Annotated in this window: 20 protein-coding genes; 1 reads left to right on the forward strand and 19 read right to left on the reverse strand. The window is 71.2% G+C overall.

Going from position 1 to position 20,450, the window contains the following annotated elements; all coding sequences use genetic code 11:
- Nucleotides 1-353: 353 nt before the first annotated feature.
- The 7 genes from ACIP93_RS37380 to ACIP93_RS37410 form a co-directional block, all read right to left on the reverse strand.
- A complete protein-coding gene (locus tag ACIP93_RS37380) occupies nucleotides 354-848 on the reverse strand; it encodes a hypothetical protein (RefSeq protein ID WP_401766848.1) in 495 nt (164 codons plus the stop codon).
- On the reverse strand, nucleotides 845-1,189 hold the full coding sequence (locus ACIP93_RS37385; RefSeq protein WP_401766851.1) for a hypothetical protein: 345 nt from the start codon (nucleotides 1,187-1,189) through the stop codon (nucleotides 845-847). Before ACIP93_RS37385 ends, ACIP93_RS37380 begins: the two co-directional genes overlap by 4 nt.
- A gap of 88 nt (nucleotides 1,190-1,277) precedes the next feature.
- Nucleotides 1,278-1,712, reverse strand: coding sequence for a hypothetical protein (locus ACIP93_RS37390; protein WP_401766854.1), 435 nt, complete (start codon nucleotides 1,710-1,712; stop codon nucleotides 1,278-1,280).
- Nucleotides 1,713-1,781: 69 nt separating this feature from the next.
- Nucleotides 1,782-2,180: a hypothetical protein gene (locus tag ACIP93_RS37395; RefSeq protein WP_401766856.1), complete on the reverse strand. Its 399-nt coding sequence runs from the start codon at nucleotides 2,178-2,180 to the stop codon at nucleotides 1,782-1,784.
- Nucleotides 2,181-2,294: 114 nt separating this feature from the next.
- Entirely contained in the window at nucleotides 2,295-2,681 is a 387-nt protein-coding gene (locus ACIP93_RS37400; protein ID WP_401766859.1) for a hypothetical protein, read from the reverse strand.
- A 678-nt stretch (nucleotides 2,682-3,359) separates the two neighbouring features.
- Nucleotides 3,360-3,515, reverse strand: coding sequence for a hypothetical protein (locus tag ACIP93_RS37405; RefSeq protein ID WP_401766862.1), 156 nt, complete (start codon nucleotides 3,513-3,515; stop codon nucleotides 3,360-3,362).
- Nucleotides 3,512-4,213, reverse strand: a complete 702-nt coding sequence (locus ACIP93_RS37410; RefSeq protein ID WP_401766865.1) for a hypothetical protein — start codon at nucleotides 4,211-4,213, stop codon at nucleotides 3,512-3,514. The genes ACIP93_RS37405 and ACIP93_RS37410 overlap by 4 nt, the downstream gene beginning before the upstream one ends.
- Nucleotides 4,214-4,467: 254 nt before the next feature.
- Here ACIP93_RS37410 and ACIP93_RS37415 point away from each other — a divergent pair, with 254 nt between their 5' ends.
- Nucleotides 4,468-5,895 (forward strand): pentapeptide repeat-containing protein, encoded by a 1,428-nt coding sequence (locus ACIP93_RS37415; protein ID WP_401766868.1) that lies wholly within the window; start codon nucleotides 4,468-4,470, stop codon nucleotides 5,893-5,895.
- 245 nt (nucleotides 5,896-6,140) lie between these two features.
- On the opposite strand, the gene ACIP93_RS37420 is transcribed toward ACIP93_RS37415, so the two are convergent.
- The 12 genes from ACIP93_RS37420 to ACIP93_RS37475 all read right to left on the reverse strand — a co-directional run bounded on the left by ACIP93_RS37420 (nucleotide 6,141) and on the right by ACIP93_RS37475 (nucleotide 20,435).
- Nucleotides 6,141-6,710: a transcriptional regulator gene (locus tag ACIP93_RS37420; protein ID WP_401766871.1), complete on the reverse strand. Its 570-nt coding sequence runs from the start codon at nucleotides 6,708-6,710 to the stop codon at nucleotides 6,141-6,143.
- Nucleotides 6,711-8,297, reverse strand: coding sequence for a helix-turn-helix domain-containing protein (locus ACIP93_RS37425; RefSeq protein ID WP_401766873.1), 1,587 nt, complete (start codon nucleotides 8,295-8,297; stop codon nucleotides 6,711-6,713).
- Nucleotides 8,294-8,578 (reverse strand): helix-turn-helix domain-containing protein, encoded by a 285-nt coding sequence (locus tag ACIP93_RS37430; protein ID WP_401766876.1) that lies wholly within the window; start codon nucleotides 8,576-8,578, stop codon nucleotides 8,294-8,296. The genes ACIP93_RS37425 and ACIP93_RS37430 overlap by 4 nt, the downstream gene beginning before the upstream one ends.
- Before the next feature lie 452 nt (nucleotides 8,579-9,030).
- Nucleotides 9,031-10,089: a hypothetical protein gene (locus tag ACIP93_RS37435; RefSeq protein ID WP_401766878.1), complete on the reverse strand. Its 1,059-nt coding sequence runs from the start codon at nucleotides 10,087-10,089 to the stop codon at nucleotides 9,031-9,033.
- Entirely contained in the window at nucleotides 10,086-10,631 is a 546-nt protein-coding gene (locus ACIP93_RS37440; RefSeq protein WP_401766880.1) for a hypothetical protein, read from the reverse strand. Before ACIP93_RS37440 ends, ACIP93_RS37435 begins: the two co-directional genes overlap by 4 nt.
- Before the next feature lie 1,988 nt (nucleotides 10,632-12,619).
- Entirely contained in the window at nucleotides 12,620-13,780 is a 1,161-nt protein-coding gene (locus ACIP93_RS37445; protein WP_401766947.1) for a peptidase M23, read from the reverse strand.
- Entirely contained in the window at nucleotides 13,780-14,532 is a 753-nt protein-coding gene (locus tag ACIP93_RS37450) for a hypothetical protein (protein WP_401766883.1), read from the reverse strand. The genes ACIP93_RS37445 and ACIP93_RS37450 overlap by 1 nt, the downstream gene beginning before the upstream one ends.
- Before the next feature lie 16 nt (nucleotides 14,533-14,548).
- Complete coding sequence (locus ACIP93_RS37455; RefSeq protein ID WP_401766885.1) at nucleotides 14,549-16,492, reverse strand: hypothetical protein; 1,944 nt, start codon at nucleotides 16,490-16,492, stop codon at nucleotides 14,549-14,551.
- Nucleotides 16,489-17,004, reverse strand: a complete 516-nt coding sequence (locus ACIP93_RS37460; protein ID WP_401766888.1) for a hypothetical protein — start codon at nucleotides 17,002-17,004, stop codon at nucleotides 16,489-16,491. Before ACIP93_RS37460 ends, ACIP93_RS37455 begins: the two co-directional genes overlap by 4 nt.
- Nucleotides 17,005-17,093: 89 nt before the next feature.
- Complete coding sequence (locus ACIP93_RS37465; RefSeq protein WP_401766890.1) at nucleotides 17,094-19,637, reverse strand: ATP-binding protein; 2,544 nt, start codon at nucleotides 19,635-19,637, stop codon at nucleotides 17,094-17,096.
- Complete coding sequence (locus tag ACIP93_RS37470) at nucleotides 19,634-20,197, reverse strand: hypothetical protein (protein ID WP_401766892.1); 564 nt, start codon at nucleotides 20,195-20,197, stop codon at nucleotides 19,634-19,636. The genes ACIP93_RS37465 and ACIP93_RS37470 overlap by 4 nt, the downstream gene beginning before the upstream one ends.
- Complete coding sequence (locus tag ACIP93_RS37475) at nucleotides 20,190-20,435, reverse strand: hypothetical protein (protein ID WP_401766895.1); 246 nt, start codon at nucleotides 20,433-20,435, stop codon at nucleotides 20,190-20,192. Before ACIP93_RS37475 ends, ACIP93_RS37470 begins: the two co-directional genes overlap by 8 nt.
- Between the last annotated feature and the right edge of the window lie 15 nt (nucleotides 20,436-20,450).

The following is a 20,450-nucleotide window of genomic DNA, read 5'->3' on the forward strand; positions in this document are numbered from 1 at the left end:
CTTCCGCTTCGCTCCAGCCGTCCGCTGGCCGGGCCACCCATGCGCCTGCGGGTCAGGCGTGCCACGCTCCGCGCGGCCCGCCCACGGGGTTTGGGCCACAAGCGGCAGCAAGAAGGGCCGGGGGCTGGGCGTCTCGGCTGAACGGGTTCATGGGGTGTGCTTCAAAATCGGTAGCGGATTCACTCTGGAACCATGCCCTACCCCCGGTGCGTCAAGATCACTGCCCGATGGGATGGCGCGAATTTCGGCACTACCACCAGGGCCCGCGCACCCCTTGAATTCTGGATGCGCGGGCCTTTCCGTGTGTGCGTCATTTTGGGCCCTGGCTAGCTTGGCCTACCAGGGACCGCCCCCTACTGCTGGTAGCTGTCGCCGTAGTAGAGGGCTTCGTATTCCATTCCGCCCCAGTCGCATTCTGTGCAGTGGCACCACTGGCGGCAGGTCAGTGAAACCTCTCCCGTCCTGCATTTCGGGCAGCGGAGGCGCGATTCTTGAGGGACGTCCAATCCCAGCTCTACCGTGTCGCACCCCATGGAAAGCAGCACGCGGAGGGTACGGAATTCCGCCGTCTCGTCCGCCGATTCCGGGTCTGCTGCGAGATACAGGCGGACCGTGTCGACCGTGTGCGCGGCCACGATGACGGGAGACTCGGCGTAGCCGAGTTCCCCCGTGGGGTGCACGCTCCACACCTCGTGGCCTTCTAGGCGCCATTCGGCGTCTTCCGTGGTCACGCGGCTGTCGCAGTCGGCGCAGACGAAGGTGCGGTCGCTGGCGGCGTACAGCGGCGAGAGGCCGCCGCACGCCTGGCACAGGAGGGTGTGCAGCGTGAGGGTTCGGGTCCGGCTCACTTCTTTTCCGCCTTCGGGTAAGGGACTCCGGCTTCGTATGCCGCGCGCAAGCGGCTTGCCGCGTCGCGGGACTTTCGGAGTGCTTCCAATTCCCCGTACGAGTCGTGCGGGGCGCTCATGTAGTCATCGAGGGATTCGGCGATTTCAGCGAGAGAAACGGCCGGGTCGATGACGTACCCGAGGGTTCCATCCGGGCCTACCACCCAAATCTCATTACCGTCGAGCGAGATTTCCGTGCGGAAAAGAAGCCACCCGCAGTGGTCGCACTGGAAAAGGCCCTCAACCGTCAGCCGCATTCTTGCGCTGTAGCTGCCGCATTCCCCGCAGAGAATCGGGATCATGTCGCGTCCTTTCGCTTCTGGCGCGGCCGGAACCGCGCGGAGAGGGCGGGGCGCACCCTGAACTGGTACGCCCCGGGGGGGTGTTGGGCTATCCGATGTGCTCGTACGTGACCGCGTCGCCCCACGCCGCAAGGACGTCGGCGGCGGTGCGGTCCGTACGCGGGGCCTTGCGGGGCGTGGTGATGCGGGCAGGGGTCCACTTCGGGGCGGGGCGTCCGGCGGCGGCCTGGATGATCGCGCGCACGTGGTCCTCGTGCGCGAGGCGCTCGTGAACGCGGGCGATCATGAGGGCCTCGGCCTCGGCGCGGGTTTTGATCGTGCGGCGGTCCGCGCGGCGGACCTGGTTCGTCTTGGGCCACTGGGTCGGCAGCAGGTACTTAGGCGGCTGCTCACGGGTGATGATCCACTGACGCTTGTACTGCGCCACGTGGAACCGGTGGCCTCGCCATGAGGCGGTGACCTCCCACCGCTGCCCGGCGGCGGTCATGGCCTCGGTCTCGTTCCAGCAGAGCGTCACATGCATGGGTCAGTCCTCTTTCTGAGGGGTGGTAAGAGGGGGTGCGCCCCGGTGGGGCGCACCCGGGGGTGGGGGTTAGCTGCGGCGGTGTTGGGGGTGGAGGCCGTCGCGGAGGCCCTCGCGGAGGGCGGTGCGGGCGGTGTCGATGAGGTCGAGTGCGGCGAGTGCGGTGGTCTCGGTGAGGACGTGGTGGCGGTCGCCGGTGGCGGTGGGCAGGCCGGTGAGCAGGAGGGAGCCGTACACGGCGGCCGGGCCGTTGCTGCCGACCATCACGGTCGCGAGCACGTTGAGGGGGAGGCCCTCGGTGGGGTCGGTGACGCCGTGGAGGGCGACGCTGCCGATCGTGCGGAGCGGGGTGAGGTAAAGGGGGCGGTCGGCCTGGTCGGCGGAGGGCTGGACCGGCAGGGCGATTTCACCGGCCTGGGCAGGGAAGGGAGCCGCGATGCCGTCGACGTTGAGGAGGTACAGGAACATGGTGTGCCCTTCGGGTGGGTGGGGTGTGTGTCTTGGGTGGCGGCCCGATGCCACTCGGGCCGCCGGGGGGCGGGCGTTGCCTCGGGGCGCGCCCGCCGGGGGCCGGACGGGGTGTCAGCTACCGAGGTAGGCGTGCACGGTGCCGTCGGCGGATTCGATGCTCAGCGCCGTGTGGGTGGCGTCGGCGGCGTCCATCAGGAGGACCGAGAGGTCCATGAACTGCTCCAGCGACAGGAGCCGATGCGTGCCGTCCTCGTCGGTGCGGCTGATCAGGATGTTGCCCCGTACGTACTCGCCGAGGAGCTTGGTGGCGATCGGGGCCTCGGGGTAGGTGGGGTCGGTCACGAAGTGGGCCGAGTAGCCCTTCATGCCGGGCACGGGGACGGTGCGGAGGGCCGTCCCGGCGGGGACGGCGGCGACGTGGATGGGCGCGACGTCGTCGCGGTCGCCGTGGAACAGCTCCATGCGACCGAGGAAGGAGAGGCCGAGGAGTGCGTGCATGGGTGTGCCTTTCAGTGAGTGGCCTTGGGAGTCGGGGACCGATGCCACTCGGTGACCCCGACAAGAGAAATGTACGTCACTTGCTTAAATGACGCGGGGAAATCCGGGCCCCCAAACGAGTGAATCCGCTGGTCACCCCACCTGTGCGCATGACCGGCGCAGCAGACTGCGGAGCAGGCCACCCTTCGCCCTCCGCAGGGCGCTGCGCGCCCGCCTGCGGGCCGATCGCGAAGCGAGCGAACCGCAGGCACCCCGAGCCACCCACCGGCCGCGCAGCGCGCAGCGCTGCGGATCTTTCCCGCCGCGCAGCGGCGGCACAGCGGACTGCGGAGCAGGCCGCCCTTTCCCCTCCGGGGGGACGCTATACGCCCGCCTGCGGGCCGATCGCCGAGCGAACGAGGCAGGGGTACCCCGAGCCACCCACCGGCCGCACAACGCGGCGCACTGCGGATCTTTCCCGCCGCGTAGCGACGTCTCTGCGGAGCAGAGCACGCACAGAAGGAGGGCAGCAACCCCGTGCTGCGCCGCTGCTCCTCCGTGCTGCGCCCTGGGGAATGTTCGGGCGCAGAATCGGTTGTTCTCCTGCGGAAGCCCCTGCCGAAAGGAGCCCTTCGTGGCCACGCCTCCGCGCGCCCTGGACTGCGCGCCGTCCCAGATCGGTCCGTGCGCGCGGTGCCGTCAGCCGTGCTGCCGGTACGGGGACGGGGCCAACAGCCTCTGCGTCACGTGCCGCGCTCCGGTCGAGGCGGCCCGGAAGAAGCCGAGCCCCCGGCAGTAGCCCGTGCTGCGCCGCTGCTCCCTGGCGGCGCGCGCCCCGGGGTGGGCAGCGGTCACCGCTCCCGTGCGGCCTGGAGGGCGGTGCGGGCGGTGAGCGGCGGATACCCCAGGCGCGCCGTGACGTCCTCGGCGGTGGTGTCCGGGTCGGCGGCCAGCAGTTCCGCGACGGCGTCCGCGCGGGCGGCGGCGAGGGCCTTGGTCGCGGTGTTGTGGTGCACGCCGAGGGTCTCGGCGACGGCCTGGGCGGTCACGGCCGGGTCGGCGGCGAGCAGTGCGGCGGTGCGGGGGCGGATCTCCTCACGGGGCAGCAGGTCGCCGGTGCCGCGCGGCCGGCCTCCGCGCGCCCGTTTGCCCGCGTCTCCCGGCCGGGCCGCCTGCCACTTCTCGATCACGTCCCTAGGCCAGTGCTCCACTCCCCCGACCACCTGGCACGCGGCCCGCAGGTCCTGGTCCGCGCGGGCGTACTGGTCCCAGGAGCGAGGGGCCACGCCGAGGACGGCCGCGGCCTCCTGGCGGTCGAGGAGGTCGCCCGGGTCGTCCGTCGTCGGGAGGACGGGGACGGGTTTCCCGACGGCCCACGCGTCTTGCTGCCGGGCGTCCCAGAGCAGGGTGCGCGCGCCCTCGCTGCTGACCGGCTTCGGCCGGCCGGGGGCCTGCGCCGCCTTCTTCGTCCGCCAGGTCCCCAGTGTCATGCCCTCCCGCGCGGCGAGGTCGGCGGACGTGAGGACGTAGGGCTCGCGCCCGGAACGGATCATCAGACAACTCCGGATGTGGGAAGGGGGGTTCGTGAAGAGAACGCGCTCAGGAAAACAGTACGGCACATGCCTTATGCGCGGGGGTTCGTGGCACACTGTGCCCAGAGCAGCTCCCTGGTGGGTTGTCTTGGGAAGGCCGGCGCCCTATGCCACCCGCTTCGGCGGAATGGGTGCCGGCCGCTTTCGTCGCCGTACCACCGCCGCCCCCTTTGCAGGTCTGCAACCATGGGCGGCCGCGGAGGGTCTTCACCGGCATGACAGCCACCCCGAAACGACGATCAGACCCCGACGACCGGGAGTTGCGGCTGTGGAAGGTCGGCCGGACGCTGCTCCTGGCCTTCACCGCCGCCGTGCTCGTCGCGGGCTCCATCTTCACCGTGCTGGTCGTACTGCTCGACTTCCGGGCACTGGACACCGGCACCAAGCTCGATGCGAAGACGCTCTTCGACCTGGTGAAGCTCTCCTTCGGGGTGGTCGCCGGGGCCGGTGCGCTCGTCGCCCTGGTCGTCGCCTACCGCCGCCAGCGCGTGGATGAGGCCGGGGCCCACCGCGAGTCCACCCGCCTGCACACCGAACGCTTCTCGGCGGCCGTCGAGATGCTCGGCTCCGACTCCCCCGCCGTACGCCTGGGCGGCATCCACGCCCTGTCCGGGCTCGCCGACGACGCCCCCCGCCCCGAACTGCGCCAGACCTGTATTGACGTCCTGTGCGCCTACCTCCGCCTTCCCTACCCACCCGACCCCGGCACCCTGCCCGACCTCCAGCCCGACAACACCCCGCACACCGAAGAACAGCGCGAGGCACACCAGGCCAAGCAGGACCGGTTCCGCGAACTGCGCGAAGTACGGCACACGATCCTGCGCCTCATCGGAGACCACTACCGCCTCCCCGCCGAGGACGACCGCCGCTCCTGGCAGGGCTACAACCTCGACCTCACCGGCGTCACCATCGACGGCCCCATGGACTTCACCGGTGCACAGTTCTCCGGCGGCACCGTGAACTTCACCCGTGTGCAGGTCTCCGGCGGCACCATGAACTTCACCGGTGTGCAGGTCTCCGGCGGCACCATGAACTTCAACCGTGCGCAGGTCTCCGGCAGTACCGTGAACTTCGCCGGTGCGACGTTCTCCGGCGGCGCCATGGACTTCACCGGTGCGCAGTTCTCCGGCGGCATCGTAGACCTCGCCGGTGCGCGGTTCTCCGGCGGCACCGTGGCCTTCACCAGTGCGCAGATATCCAGCACCGTGGACTTCACCGGTGCGCGGTTCTCCGGCGGCACCGTGGACTTCACCGCTGCGCGGTTCTCCGGCGGCACCGTGCACTTCAACGCTGCGGGGTTCTCCGGCGGCACCGTGCACTTCCACAATGCGCGGTTCTCCGACGGCACCGTGCACTTCACCGCTGCGCGGTTCTCCGGTGGCACCGTGCACTTCAACAATGCGCAGTTCTCCAGCGGCATCGTGAACTTCTACGGTGTACGGATCTCCGGCGGCATCATGGACTTCACCGATGCGCAGTTCTCCGACGGCACCGTGAACTTCCACAATGCGCGGTTCTCCGACGGCAACATGAACTTCCGCAATGCGCTGGGGTCGGTTCCCCATGGGCTTCTCGACTCCCTGGGCCTCCCCGTTCCCGCGACGGTCACTCTTCCTGACCACTGGCAACCCGGGGCCCCGTAGCACGAACTCCTGGGCGCGGAGTACACGGCGGGGAAGGCCGGCACCCCTGTGCCACCCGCCCTCGGGCGGAATGGGCGCCGGCCGCTTTCGTCAGGTCCGGCAGGTCGCGTTGGCGGAGTCCGCGCTGTACGCGTACGGGCGGCGGGACGTGGCGGCGGGCGGCTGCGCCCAGCGGGCGGCGAAGCCGTCCGGGGTGTTCTGGTGGTCCGTGATCCGCTTCCCGGATCGGGGGATCGTGGTGCGGATCAGGCGGCGAAGCCCACGTTGGTCACGTACTCGTACTGACCCCAGTCGGAGCCGAGGTCGCCGATGACGTCGTCCCATGCCTCTTCAAGCTCGCTGTGGTCGCTGGCGGCCCAAGAGCCGACGATCGTGTCCCAGCGGCGGACGTTCATCGTGCGGTACTCCACGACGCGTTTCCGGGGCTGGTCGACCTGGGACTGGTTGACCGGGTGGATCTCCACCCGGGTCCCGCCCCCGGAGTTGAGGCGCTTGAGGAGATGCTTGGCAACGTTCTGCCGTCGCACGGCGGTGTAGGCGCGTTCGATCTTCTCCAGACTGGCCCGGGAGGGGGCGCGCTTGCCCTCGCGCCAGGCTTTGAGGGTGCGGTCGGTGACGGTCAGGCCGGCGGCCTTCGCCGCCTGGCGGGCGTGGTCGGTGCGGGTGAGGTAGTTCAACCGGGCCGTCCAGCCGCGCTTGGAGGTGACCGGGGTGGCGATCCCTTGGGCGAGGCGGTCGAGCTGGCGGGCCACCGCCTCGCTGCCCTTGATGCCGCGCGCGCCGAACAGGCCGAACTGATGATTCCTCTGGGGCACTTACTTCCCCTTCTCCGTCTGGCCGTCGGTGGTGCCGACGGTGTACGTGTCCTTCACCTTGACCTCGGTGACACCCCGCCCTTCGGGGAACACCTGGTGCCAGTCGCCGATGACGTGGAGCTCGTCGGTGCCCATAGCCCGTACTACGTGCAGGCCGCTCTCGTGGGCCTTCCACGCCTTCATCCACAGGTTCGCGAACGCCTGGGAGCGGATGAGGTGCATCCAGTCCTGGCGGTAGATCTCCCGGTTGTAGTTCGACTCCCCCAGCGTGGAGACGAACTTCGAGTACATCGCCTTCACGTACTCCAGCGTCACCTCGTCCCCCCCGGCCAGCGCCTGGGCGCGGGCCTCGGTGAGCGTCACCCGGAACTTCTCCAGCAGGCCCTCGGTCGAGCCGGACGTGTACGACTCGTGGATCTCCGGCGGGTCGCACAGCCGGTGCTTGGGGCCGGACAGGCGCAGCAGCAGCCGCAGCGTCGGCTCGGTCACCCACAGCGGGCCGGGCTCGTCGCGGTGGCCGATCGGGTTGGGCAGGACGTCCTCGTGCTCCCAGACCGGTGGGGTGATCAGGTGGACCCCGGCGCGGCGGCGGTCGAAGTCGAACCCGGTGGAGTGCTCCAGCTGCCCGATCGGCAGGTGGGTCTTCAGCGCGGAGAGGTAGGCGGCGTTCATGTCGAGCGCGACCACCTCATGCGCCCCCTCGGGCAGTGCGCGCCGGGTCCACTTGGGGCGGGCCTCCCAGACCTGATCGGCGCCCTTGGAAGTCTGCTTGCGCAGGATCTTCGGCAAAGCCGGGTGGGCGACGACGTCGTACCGGCCTCCCCTACGGGTCTCGTCCAGCAGCGCCATCGCGTCCGGGATCGCCCGCTTCACCAGCGCGGCAGTGGCTTCCTCGACGTCACCGCCAGCTTCGGTGAGGGCCGCCTGAACGGCCTGCACGATGAGGTCGCCGGGACCGGACTCCTCCTGGAACGCCCGCCCCCGCGGCTTCTGCTGTGCCGTCGGCCGGGAGGCCGGACGGCTCGTACGGGCCGCACGCGCCGGGACCGGCGGTGCCGACGTCGGGGCGGGCGTCGTACGGGCCGGGGCGGCGTCGACGTCGGCGGCGGGTTCCACCGGAGCCGGAGCAGCGGGGGTGGTCTGGCAGTCGGTGGGGTCGAGGTGCTGCGCGAAGCCGTCGATCCGGTGACCGGCCGGGCTGCCGCACAGCACGCACGGCTCAGGCACCGCCAGGACCTCGACGTCGTCCGCCCGCTCGTCATCCTCGGGTGCGGCCTCGGTGGACGTGTCCTCGGGGGCCGGGGCGGCGTCGTCCTGGTCGTCGTCGGCCGGGTCCGGGGTCTGGTCGGCGAACTTCGCCGCGAGACCGTCCAGGAGGTACGCGTACTTGGTGCGGACCTCACCGCTCGGGTCACGGCCGGACTCCCAGCCGGACAGCGTGGACGGGCTCACCCCGAGCGCCTTCGCGACCTGCGCCTTCGACAGGTGCGCGCGCTCACGCAGCGCACGGCGCATCCCCGGCTCGGGAAGGGCGGCCTGCTCGGTGACGGAGGACAGCAGCGAGTCAATCGCGTCGAAGCCGGTCACCGGCCGGCGCCCTTCTTCTCCCTGGCCGACCGCAGCCGGTCGGCGGGCAGCGCCTCGCACGCCTTCGTCGGCCCGTCCAGGAGATCGAGCGGGCGCACCCCGTAGTGGGCGGCCAGCGCGTCGACGTCGTCCAACTGCCACGAAGCGGCACCGGACTGACGGCGCGAGACCTGCGTCTGGGTCAGCCCCAGCGCCTCAGCGACCACCCGCTGCGACTCCCCCGTCGCCTGCATCAGCGCCGCCACCGTCAGCCGCAGCGATCCTTCCAAGCTCATTCCCATAGGCCCATCATAGCGATAACTCATGCATGGAACGCATGGAAATTTCATTCAGAGCCATTTTTTAGGCTATGCGGTACCTGTTACGAGAAGTTCGCATCATGTTCTCTAACCCCCCGCCCCTGGTGCGCCGTTACGGGATGGCAGTCACGATCACCCCGACGAGACCCTCAAACCGGCGCCGACCACGGCGAGCGCTGCGGCGGCCGTGTCGGTGAGGGTGGCGCAGACCGGTGCCCCGTGGCGGCGGGCCACGTAGATCAAGTTCTGTAGAGGCGTCTACATCCTCGGGTCGGCTACGGGCAGCACCCCGCGATCACTCACACGAGGTCGCCGCTCTACCCTCCCCACCCCCGGCCCGCTCCTGATCACCCGGATAGTTCTTGGAGGATGAGCTTTCGGGCCCCGCGCCGCCTCGGCGCGGGGGCCCGGTCCCGTTGTTCGCCCCGCCCAGGTCACACCATTGACGCCGACGCTGCTGCCGCTTCCTGCGCTCGGAGTTTCTTGTCCTTGGCCACCGCGCGCTCCGTGACACCGTCCATCCTGCTTGTCATGCTCCGCAGCTCCTCAAGGACGGCCCGGAAGCGCTCGGGGGCTCCCTCATCACGGGCCGCGTTGATCACGCGGGCAGTGACGTCCTTGTGGGCACTGCGCAGGTTCGCCAGGGCGGAGTCGAGCCTGTCGAGCGCGGGTGTCTGCTGGGCTTGTTCTTCGTGTTCATCTACGACTTCAGCGTCCAGGACGTCGTCCTCGGCGGCCTGGTGCTCTCCGTTGGGTACTGCCGCCTCCTCCGCCCCCGAGAGTGAGGGCGGTACCTCTTGCTGCTGTTCCGGAATCGCGTACAGCCGCTGCACGGCCTCTGTGAGCACGCTCGCGGTGATCGTGGCCATGGGTGTACTCGTGTTCCGCGCACCAGGATTTTCGCCAATTGGCGAACGGGGGGTGCTTTCGTGAGCGACGAGAGCGGGACGCTCCTTCGCTGCAACAAGTTCCCCGAGCCCATGCGCTTCGGCCCATGCACTCACGATCGCTTCTTCGCCCTGGTCCCGGGCGGCCTTGGCAAGCACCCGCGCCTGCGCCTCATTGAGATTGAGGAGCGAGTCTTCTGTGAGGTCCTTGATGGGCGACGCTTCAAGGACCTTGCCTACGTAATCAAGGTCGATCAACCGGTAGGCGTAGGAGAGATCCCAGCCGACCCGCTGAGCTACGTACGCATCGAAGTCCTGGTAGCCGGCCTCCTCGTGCAGGTCGTCGGCCTTGATGGCGCGAAGTGCTTCCGCGGACTCTCGAATGTGCTTCTTCTGCGCCTTGCGGAACCCGTCCCGGGATGCGTGCAGGATGGATTCCAGGTTGGCCAGACGCTGGCTACGTGTTAGTTCCGGAGCGGCGGCGGCACCGGTGGTGACGACTCCTGCTGCTGCTGCCTGGCCTGCATCAGTTCCACCGCGCATTCCCAGTCCGGCCCTCAACATGGCGGCCTTGTGGCTGGCGCCGCTGTTCTTCTTGGTGCTCACGCGGTCACCGCCGAGAACAGTTCAGCGGCAAGCCTGCCCATAGGGCCGGAGTGGTTCACAGGGATTGGCTTTCCGTGGGACTGCCCCAGTCCGCTCCTGGAATGTTCATCAGGGACCTGTGACCGCAGCACGGTGTAGCCGACCTCTTCGAGGACCTCGCGGGTCTCGGCAGGGGCAGAGGCCGTGTGGTGAGTTCGTGTCAGCAGGATCACCCAACTCGGCACGCGCCCGCCGACGGCCTGGATGGAATCCAGCGCCTTGAGGAAGCTGCCTGCGCGGTCCAGTTCGCCAGGAGAGGGCTGGAGGCACAGCACGGCGAGGTCTACCAGGGTGAGGGCGCGCAGGTGGATCGTTTCCGGCTTGCGCTCCCATGCGGGGGTATCGAGGAGGCCGATCCCGCCTTCGGGCGTGTAGCGGCCGAGTTCACGGTCAAGGTCGTCTGCGGAGGCCGGAGCCCGGTAGACGGGTGCGCCCAACGAGGCGGACCGCGACCAGGTTTCCAGGCTGCCGGGCTCGCCTTCGCCCGGCTCGTCCGTGTCCATGCCGATGCAGGGGACTCCCGCAGCGTCCCAGTGGCCGAGAACGTGCGCGGCCGTGGTCGTCTTCGAGCTTCCGCCCTTCCCGAAGAGTCCGATACGGCGCTTACCTAGGAGCGGTAGCGCTCGGGAGTAGTCGTCGGGCAGTAGGGTCTTGCCTTGAGTTTCTGTCACAGCCCGAGAATCTATCGGGTGGAATCTCTGGAGCGCCCCCCTGGCCGATCGGCTGGGCGGGGCGCTTTGCCGCGCCGGGCCAGTTGGCGCAGGAGGCTGAGGCCCCGTCAGCATCACGCCCCGACTGTCACACCGTGAGGTGACGTGGTGCGTGGCGCGCTCTTGGGCGGGCGCGGACGCGAAACGCTGGGGCTGTGATCTATCGCCCTGTACTCGCAACTGCCGCCGTGGTGCTGTGCCTTGGCACCGCGGCCTGCGGCTCTGACACACCAGCGCAGCCGCAGGACGGAAAACCGTCCCACGGCGCAGCCCGACCAGCCCCGGGGGCGGAAGACGGCATCGGATGGGAGGGCCGCCGCCAGGACCAAGACGCAACGACGCCCTCCGCTTCGCCTACGTCGGCCGCGCCGTCGAAGGCTCCGCCCATGGGCTCCGGTGATGCCCCGGCCGCTCCGGCGCACCCCCGGGCGGAGGTGGGGCCGAAGGCTCCGGCACCCGCAGCGCGCCCCGGAGGCCAGGAGGAGGCCACAGCGCGTCCGCCGCGCCGGGAGGCGGCTGTACCCCGGCGGGCGGCAGCCACCGCACAGCCGGCCCCGCCCCGGGACCGGCGTGCAGCCGTGGCCAGTACGTCGAAGCCCTCCGCGCCGAAGCGGACGAAGGCGGCTGCGCCGAGGGTGCAGCCGAAGCCGAAGAAGGCCACCGCCAGGCCCAAGGCGAAGACGACGTTGAAGCCGAAGAAGGCCGCACCGGCACCCGTCCAGACGATCAATCCGGCGATTCTGTGCGACATGTCGCGCGGTCACGCCCGGAAGGACCTGCAAAAGACCTGCGAGAGCACCTTTAGCCGATCGCCCCGGTAGCGCTGGTCACTGTCCGGCGCGGGTCAGGACGTGGGGCCCCCGGGGGGGGGGGCCCCGGGCGTAGAGGGCCCCCCCCCCGCGGGCCCCCGCGGGGCGGGGCCCCCCCCCGGCGGCCCGCCCCCCCCACCGGCCCCCCCCCCCCCCCCCGGCGGCGGGGGGGGGGGGGGCCCGGGGGGGGGGGGGGGGGGGCGGGGCGGCGGGGGGGGGGGGGCCCGCCCGCGCCGCCCCCCCCCCCCCCCGCCCCCCGCCGTCGTCTCGGGCCCCCTCCGGGTCGGCCGGCCACCACCACCTCCCCCACACCCCATAGGCGTTGAGGGCGGCTCGGTGGGTGTCCTCGGGCGGGGCCCCGGCGGCGTGGCGCAGCCGGGCGGTCCGCAGGAGGAGGTCGACGGCCTCCGCCGGGTCGTCGGCGGCCTGGTGGAGGGCGTGCCAGGCCCAGCAGGTGAGGATCTGGAGGGGGTGGGGGTGAGCGAGTCCGTACGCGGCGGCGAGATCGCCGTACAGGCGGCGGGCAAGTGCGGCTGCGGTGGTGTGGTCTCCGGCGCGGGCGGCGGCGGTGAGCTGTTCACCGGCCTCGGCGTACGGCGCAACGAGGGGGGCTTGCCAGTCGTTGGCCGGAGGCATGTCCGCCGGGGGCGCGGCCGGAACGGGGGGCGCGGTGGGGGGCGGGGCGGGGTGGGTCGTGATCTCGCCCTCTGAGGTCATGGTCATGTGCCAGGTGGCATCCGGCTCGTGTGCGGTGATGGCGAGGGGGCGGCCGAGTTCGGCGGCACGGGTGCGGAGCAGTGCCAGGGCGGCACGGCGGCGCGCGTCGGTGGTGCCGCCTTTGAGCGGGATGCCGTCGAGGTCGCCTCGGGTGCCGGTGAGGGTGATCACGTAGGCGGCGGGTGTGGCGGGGTCTTCCGCAGCCGCCACCGCTCCGGCCGTTCCAGTTTTTTCCTTCTTTGCCCATTGCAGCATTTAGGACCCTTTCGGGAAATAGGGTGGGGCCCATCCGAGATAGGTGGAGCCCCATTTTTTTTCGATATCAGACGCAGGCACGATGTCGATATAACCGGGCCGCCGAATGTCATTGCTGGCGATCTGCCCATTTCCGAGATACACGGCAACGTGTCCGGCACGTTGCCCGGTGTCCCAGTACATGAGGGCGCCGGGCGGGACAGAGCGGCTTTTATCGTGGCGCATCCCGGCAGGCATTTCCCGGTAGTGGTCGATGGCGTAGGGAACTCCGCTGACGTTCCAGCCATGAACGATGGCGACAAATGCCAGACAGCGGCGGTACCAAACGGCCCGGCCCTTTGCGGCTTCCTGGTGGGCCCATGCGATGGCGTCCGCAGTCGACCGCGGATTGCGCACGGCGTGCGGCCATCCGGCCGCCGCGTCGTGGAAGGGGGCACCGGGCGCACCGGGGTCTTCTCCGCAGTCGCCCGTCGGGGGCTGCCCGGGGCCCTGGTCGTTGTCGGGGCGGGTGGGGGCGGTACCGGCGCGGCCGAGGTCGAGGCCGGCGTCCCGGGCGATCTCCAGGGCGCGGAGCCGCTGCCCGGCGTACAGCTCGGGGTGGGCGGATTTCTGGACGGCCTGCGCCGCGTCTCCGAGCGGCATGGACTCCCAACCGCGAATATCCGTAAGTCCGCGCGGCTTTCCGGGATTGTTCCCGAAAAAGAGGCGTGCCGAGTAGCGCACATTCATGATTTCTTCCGGGGTACCCCAGCCTTGCGAAGGGCGCTGCTGGAATACTCCCAGACTGTCGGCGTGCCCATATTTCAGGTTGCGCAGCCCGCTTTCTTGTAGTGCGGTCATCAGCGCGATAAGAGTTGCCTGCCCAGACAGGCCGCGCCCTTTTGCCACGGCGTCGATAGTGCGGGCGTTATCCACTTGCGCGGTGAGGAGAAATTCATCGGGCGGCCCGTCTTCCGCGCCGAGGACGGGAATTCCCGGCGGGGTGCAGTCCGTACCGCGCGCCTTGTCGTTGAGCTGTTGCAGGGTACCGCCCGCCATGGTGAGCGCGGATACGGCGCCGAGGGCCAGACCGACCACGACCAGGAGGGCGACGGCCAGTTTCGCCTGTACGGGAAGGAGGGCGGTCCGGGCGGCGGCGGTCGCGGCGTCGCGGGCGTCCATCACAGGCCGAGAACGCGCGAGACCCGCCACCCGGCGGTGAGCCGCAGGAGTTCGGCGCGGACGGTGTGGGTCTCGGTGTACCTCGTGTAGCCGTCGACGGCGGTCGTGGTGGCGATCGTGCGCCACACCCGGACGTCGGGAATGTCGGGCGGGAGGTCGGTTCCGGCCGGGCTCACACGGACGGCCGTCGCGGTGCTGATCCCGCCCCGGCTCACCAGACGTCCCCACGCCCGGTCCGTATGGGCGGACAGGTTCGCGGTGAGGGAGGCGGTCGCCCAGGGGGCAGCCCGGCGGACGGCGGCGACGTGGGTGCGGTCGGGGACGGGGTCGCGGGTCCAGTAGGCGCGGGCCCATGCCTCCGACACGTCCTCGGGTGCCGGGACGACGGCAGGGGCGGGGGCGGCCGGGCGCGGGGGCGGAGGCTGGACTGCGGCGGGCGCGGAGGGGCGGGGAGCGGCTGCGGGCGGGACCGACCCGTCGGTGGTCAGGTGGCGTACGAGCAGGCCGGTACCGAGGAGGAGGGCGACGGCCAGGAGGAGCCCGAGGGGTGTCACCGGCTCCCGGCGGACGGCGGCGGTGCGGCGGGGGATCCCGGCGGCCACAGGTACCGGGGCGGGGCGCTCCTTCCGGCGCAGACGCTTGCGGCGTCGGGGTGGAGGAGCTGCTGCGTGGGGGTCGGAGTCGGCGGGGCGGGAGTGCAGCAACTCCCGCCAGTCCTCGGGGCTGCGGTCCGGCGGGGGCTGCTGCGACATGGGTGGTGTCCTCGGTCTACTGGGGCGGGGGCAGCGGGCGGCGCGGCGGCGGGGGCAGTTCGCGGCGCGCGGGCGGGAGGGGGATGACTCTGCGCTGGGGAGGCCGGCGGTGTCCCGAGGGCGGCGGCGGCGGGGGCTGCGTCCGGCGGGACGGAGCCCGGGTCGCCCCGCCGATCCCGGCCGGGGGCACAGCCACCAGGTCCCCGGGCAGGGCTACCCCGGCGGGGTCCGGCTGCTTCGCCTGGTGGGTGGGAGGCCCGGCCGGGGGTGGTGCGTGCCTCCCGCTCCGACTGGGGCGGGGAAGCGCCGTGCCGGTGGTCGTCGTGCCGGTGGTCGTCGTGCCGGACGTCGCGGGGCCGGGCAGTGCCAGGGCCCCGCCGGAACCCGACACGGCTCCGGCGGTGCGGGACGTGGTGGCGCCACTTCCGCCCGTGCTCCCGGACGTCTTGGGCAGGGCGGGCCCGTTGCCTGAGCGCGGGCGCGGCGGCGCAGGGGTGGGCCGGGTCGGCGGGCGGCCACCGCGGCCTCCGCCGCCGCCGCTTCCTCCGCCGCCGCTGTTCGGGCCCGTCGGGCCCGTCGGGGGCGGGGTGGGGTTTCGGCGGCGGGTGGCGGCCGATCCGGCGCGGCTCATCCGGCGGGTCAGCATCGTGCCGAGCAGCGCGCCGGCCCCGCCGCCGAGCAGGCCGCCACCGCCACCACCACCGCTTCCGCCGATGATCGCTTGCAGGGTGGCCCGGTACTTGAAGGCTGCGATCGCGGCGACGACGGAGAGGGCGGCGGACGGCCCCCACCCCAGCGTGCCCATCCGGCTCGTGATGGCCACTTGCAGGATCATCACGCCGCCTACCGTCATGGTCGCGAGCGCGGACTCCAGCACCTCCCCCACCAGCTTGTCCGCCCACGCGACGCCCCAGCGCCGGGGGCGTCCGGGAATCACCCACATCGCGGCGAAGATCGCGCCCACCACCAACAAGAACAGGGCGGACAGCAGCGACTTCAGCGACGCGAACAGCAGCGTGATCAGGAGGCCGGCGAACAGCAGGGACACGACGACTGAGGGAAGGAGCACGGCCGCCCGACGGAAGGGCCGGTGTCCCTCACGCCACCGAGCGGACTCCTCCCCGACCGTGTTTTCGTTCACCTTGTCCTGGAGGTACGTCTTGCGTTTCTCCTTGTCGCTGCCCAGGTCGAGGACACCCCGCGCATGCCGTCGGCACGCCTCCAGCGAACCGAACTCAGCCATGCACCAAGGGGTGACCGTGTACGTCCTCCACACGGCGTCGGTGGAGGTGCGCAGCATGTTGTCGCGGGCGCTGCCGGTGTAGGTGGGCTGATGCCCCAGCTTGAACGGGACGCCCTCCATGCCCTTCGCGCCGCCGAGGCCGCTACTGGTCGCTGACAGGGCGATTTCCGCGCCGATGGTCCGGCCGCCGTCGACCCCGTCCACCCACATCCGGGGGAACTGAAAGAGCGTCGACGCGACGACAGCAGCGAGGAGCACCCACGCGAAGTCTCGGGCCCCGCTGCCCTGCGAGTACGCCATGAACGCGGCGATCGCCAGGGCGGCGGGGAACAGGCCGATCACGACGGCCTCCCCCGACCCGGCGATCGCCGCGGCCAACGGTTCCTGAATATCGGGGAGTTGGACCAGGCCGAACAGCCAGTTCATCAAGCCCGTGACCGCCGCGCCGACGACCACCAGGAGCGTCATCAGCAGATCCGCGACGATGTGGAACAGCGGGTCGAACACATCGGTCGCCCCGTAGTCGGTGTCGAGCGACCACACCCATTCATTGACCTCGTACGTCTCGTACATGGTCTTGCCGACGCCCTTGGGCGTCTCCGGCGACGGCCACAGGTCACCGATGCCGACGGGGTCGATCGTGTCGGCGTACGCGGTGCCCGCGATCACGACCGTGAGGGCGGCGGCCAGCACCGTGACGAACTTCCGGCGGGTCATCGGGGACCACCCGCCAGGGCGGCGGCGGCCGGGTCGGGCACCGCCAGGACCGCGTCCGAGACCGGGGCGCGCTGGTCGACGCGCCACCGGCCGCCCTCGTCCACCAGGCGCAGCGCGGTACGTACCGTGCGGGCGGGGCGGCCGGGCCACTGGACCGTGTGGGCGAGCAGCACCCCCCACCCCGCCGGGTGCCGGGAAGTGCCGTGGACCGGCACCGCCAGGCGGTCGACGCGGACAGGGCCGACCCGGGGCCGTTCGGTAGAGGCCGGCCGGGGCGGGGTGGGGGTCGCCCGCACGGTGGTGCCGTCCGCGTACACCAGCAGCGGCGGCCCGGAGGACGCGGTGGTGGGCGCCGGCTCGGGGGTCGGTGTGGGGGTGAGGTGCCAGATCCGGCAGTCCGCCGCGCGGGCGGCCGACGACAGGTTGCAGGCGGTCCGCCAGTCCTCGGCGTGCACGGCCGCGAGGTAGCGCAAGGCGGTGGAGTCGGCGTCGGCCGGGACCCCCGGTGTCACAGTCGCGGGTGTGTTTGTGCTGGCCGGGGGCGGGGTGCAGCCGGTGACAATGAGCGCCAGGAGCACGGCGGCGGCCGTGCGGCACCGGGTCACCGGGTCACTCGTCCGTTCTCGTCGGCGGGCGCGGCGGCCTGCTTGCCGAGCGCCACCGCCGCCGCCTTCGGGGAGGTGTCGAGCATGGCGAGGACGTCGGCGGTGGGCGGGTCCCACTGCATGGTCGCCGCCCGCATCCGCCAGTCGCGGAGGATCGCGTGGCCGTGGCGAATGCTGCCGTCCGGGCCGACTCCGAGGGAGCGGATCAGGTCGCGGGTGTGCCGTCCTGGCGGGAGGCCGAGCAGTTCGGCCACCGCGTCTTGCTGGCTAGGAGTCGTCAACTGGAAGGCGACGACGGCAGAGAGCTGCTCCACCACGGCCACCAGGCGGGCGAGCGTCTCCGCGTCCTGCGTGTCCATCAGCAGGTGCGTGCCCATGGCGCGGCCGGTCCGCGCGATCCAGCCCAAGAAGCGCCGGCCTTCGTTGGTGGCGGTGAGAACATGCACTTCCGGGATGGCGACGGCTTTGGGCAGTCCCCTCAAATCGCGTCGCCCGGCGGTGATCACGCCATAGGCGAGCATCGAGTGCATGAGGCCGACCGAGCAGCGTTGGGTGGAGGTCCACCCGGCGCGGTCCTCCTCCGCCGACGGCAGCGAAAGCCCCGGCATCTGCACTACCCACAGCCCCGGATCGGCGGACAGGGGCAGCGTCGCCCCGGTGGGCCGCCCCATGATCGGCGCACCGTGCGGGGTCTGCGCCAGCTCGTAGAGGGCTTCGCCGGTGCGGCGGGAGAGGTCGTCATCAGAGTTGCGGAGGTGATCCACAACGCGCCAGGTCGCCGGTTCCGGCCGGTCCATCACGGCATTGACGGCCTGCTGCACCACGACCTCCGCACCTTCCGCCTGGAGGTGCGGCGGGGTGATGATCCCGAGTTGGGCGGGCACTTCCGAGCGGGCGTCGTCGCGGCCTGCGAGTAGCTGCATGAGGTCGACGGCGCCGGCCATGGACCGATCGGTCTCCAGCAGGCGAGAGGGCACTCCGTAGTGCTCTCCGGCGCGCACCAGGCCGGACAGGTCCCCCTTGAAATCGAGGGAGAGTGTCCACGCGCCCGACAGGGCAGCGTCGAGCAATCCCAGCATCATCGCGGTTGTCTTGCCGCGTCCGGAACGCCCGACGTAGAGGGTTGTCGTCGCGTCGCCCCGGCCCGCTCCAGCGATCACCGAGTGCCGTACGAGGCCGGGGGTGGAGCCGGTGAGGTAGCCGACGACGGGACTGGTCGCGTCGTCGCCGACGGCGGCTCCGCCCCACCACCAGGTGCCCGCGAGCGCCGCCGTGTCGTGCAGGTGGCCGAGGTCGGGCACGCGGACGCGGTCGCCCGGCCAGGTCTCCAGCCAGAGCTCACGTTGTTCCTCCTCCGCGACGCGGACATCGATGCCGACCGCGCCGTAGTAGGTGGCAACCGCGTCCGTACGGGCGCGGAGGTCCGCCAGGCTCTGTGTGCTGGTGACGACCAGCCGCGGGTGGTCCTCCACGAGAGAGGACTCGTCGCGGGCAAGATCGCGGATCAGCGACTCCATCGCGGCCTCGGTTTCCTCCACCGCGCGGCCGGGGTCCTCGGCGGACTGCGCCGCCGAGGAACGCCGCTGCTCCTTCGCCCGGCGGCGGATCACGTCGGCGCGGTCGGTGGCCTCCCGGCGGGGCAGCACCCGCAACCGCACGGACGCCTCTGCCGAGACCGGCGCGAGGAGGTGCTCCGGGTCGCCCTCGGCGCCGGTGAAGTCGGGGGCGTAGGCGATCTCCGAGAGGGCTCTCAGCCACTCCCCCGGGCCCGGCGTGCTCAGCCGCTCCGGAAACGCCGTGAAGGTGAGGACGGCGACCCACGCGGCAACGTCGCCGGAGGCATCGAGGAGGCGGATGTGGTCGGGGTAGGGCACGGCGCGGCCCCGGGTGAGCGCGGCGAGCGCGGCCCCGGTGATCGCGCCCCGGGACGGGGCGGGCGGCAGCGCGGCCCGGTGCTGCTCCCGGGCGATCATCCACGCGAGGAGATCTACCGGGGCAGTGCGGCAGCGCCACGGCGACGCCTCCAGCCGTCGGCGCAGGCGGCCGGCCTGGTCGTGCCAGGTCGCCAGCTCCCGCGCGCCGATGCCGGAAGAGCCGACGCCCGCGAGGTCGGCGGCGCGCTGCGGCACGCTCGTACTGCGGTCCCCGAGGCGCACCCCCATCAGCACGTGCCGCACCGGCAGCGCGATCTGGTCGAGGCGGGCCACCCGGTCGGCGGTCCACTCCTGGTGGTGGCCCGTAGAGAAGATGTCGCCGGCCTCCGCCGCGTAGTCCTCGGCGACCATCTGCGACCACAGCACCCGCAGGTGCACGTGCGTACCGGCCAGGGTGGAGACCAGGGCGGCGGAGGCCCGGTCGGTCTCCGCGTCCCGGTCCTCCTCGGACATGAGATCGGAGTTGGTCGTCTCGACCTGGTACCAGGCCCACGCGGCATCGTCGGTGAGGATCAGCCCGTCAGCCACGGCCGCGTACTGCGGGGGCGGGGCCGCCCGGTCGCCGGAGACGCCGACCAGGGACGCCAGACGTTCGAGAATCGTCACGCGGTTTCCTTCTTCTTCCGGCGCGCGGTGGCCCGGTACAGGTGATCGGGGCCGTACAGGTGGCACCGGGCGGCGAGGGTCACGGGCGGGGCGGAGGCGGGCACCGTGTCCGCGTCCCCCTCCGCTCCGATCACAAGGGCGGCGGGCCCCGCCAGGGGAGTGCGGGCGAGATCTTCGGCGCGCGCTCCCCACCGGGCCCGGCGGGAGATCCATTCGGAACGGTGGGCGGTGACCCGGCCGCCGCAGATCACCGGGCGGTGCCCCCACAGCCGGTACCGGGCGGCGATCACCCATTCCGCGATCCGCCACCGCCGCTCGTACCGCCTGCTGGGGTGCGTTCCCACGGTCGCAACGAAGATCGGCGGCAGGGTGTAGAGACCGAGAGTGAACCGTCCCGGCATGCCGAAGAGTGCGAGGAGTCCGCCCGTCCAGACCAGGAAGAGGAGCATGCCGAGCATCAGCGCGCGGCGCGGCACCCCCTCCCCCAGGTCCATGCCGAGAATTTCGTGCTGCCGGGTCTCGACGTGGAAATGCCGGGTGTAGGTGCTTCCCTCACGCACCCGGCACCAGCTTTGCAATTCCGGCGATAGCGGTTTTCGCCTCGGCGGGAAAGTACGTGAAGAATCCGACAAAGACCGCACCCGCAAGCCAGGTCGGGGCCTTCTCATATTCCTTTTTCATGTACAGCCGGAGCGCCGAAAATCCGAGATACGCCGTCAGGACATTCCCGCAAATGGTGAGAACAAGATTACTTAGTGCGGCACCGGTCGGCGGCGCGGCCAATTCGAAGAGAAACATGCGTATGCCTTTCCT

It is taken from the genome of Streptomyces sp. NPDC088745 (assembly GCF_044751045.1).
GTDB lineage: Bacteria > Actinomycetota > Actinomycetes > Streptomycetales > Streptomycetaceae > Streptomyces > Streptomyces cremeus.

Coding starts and splice junctions, on each gene's coding strand:
- ACIP93_RS37400 (WP_401766859.1), bottom strand. CDS start 2,681: ATGCACGCACTCCTCGGCCTCTCCTTCCTCGGTCGCATGGAGCTGTTC.
- ACIP93_RS37415 (WP_401766868.1), top strand. CDS start 4,468: ATGACAGCCACCCCGAAACGACGATCAGACCCCGACGACCGGGAGTTG.
- ACIP93_RS37445 (WP_401766947.1), bottom strand. CDS start 13,780: ATGGACGCCCGCGACGCCGCGACCGCCGCCGCCCGGACCGCCCTCCTT.
- ACIP93_RS37395 (WP_401766856.1), bottom strand. CDS start 2,180: ATGTTCCTGTACCTCCTCAACGTCGACGGCATCGCGGCTCCCTTCCCT.
- ACIP93_RS37410 (WP_401766865.1), bottom strand. CDS start 4,213: ATGATCCGTTCCGGGCGCGAGCCCTACGTCCTCACGTCCGCCGACCTC.
- ACIP93_RS37450 (WP_401766883.1), bottom strand. CDS start 14,532: ATGTCGCAGCAGCCCCCGCCGGACCGCAGCCCCGAGGACTGGCGGGAG.
- ACIP93_RS37390 (WP_401766854.1), bottom strand. CDS start 1,712: ATGCATGTGACGCTCTGCTGGAACGAGACCGAGGCCATGACCGCCGCC.
- ACIP93_RS37475 (WP_401766895.1), bottom strand. CDS start 20,435: ATGTTTCTCTTCGAATTGGCCGCGCCGCCGACCGGTGCCGCACTAAGT.
- ACIP93_RS37385 (WP_401766851.1), bottom strand. CDS start 1,189: ATGATCCCGATTCTCTGCGGGGAATGCGGCAGCTACAGCGCAAGAATG.
- ACIP93_RS37440 (WP_401766880.1), bottom strand. CDS start 10,631: ATGGACACGGACGAGCCGGGCGAAGGCGAGCCCGGCAGCCTGGAAACC.
- ACIP93_RS37430 (WP_401766876.1), bottom strand. CDS start 8,578: ATGGGAATGAGCTTGGAAGGATCGCTGCGGCTGACGGTGGCGGCGCTG.
- ACIP93_RS37455 (WP_401766885.1), bottom strand. CDS start 16,492: ATGACCCGCCGGAAGTTCGTCACGGTGCTGGCCGCCGCCCTCACGGTC.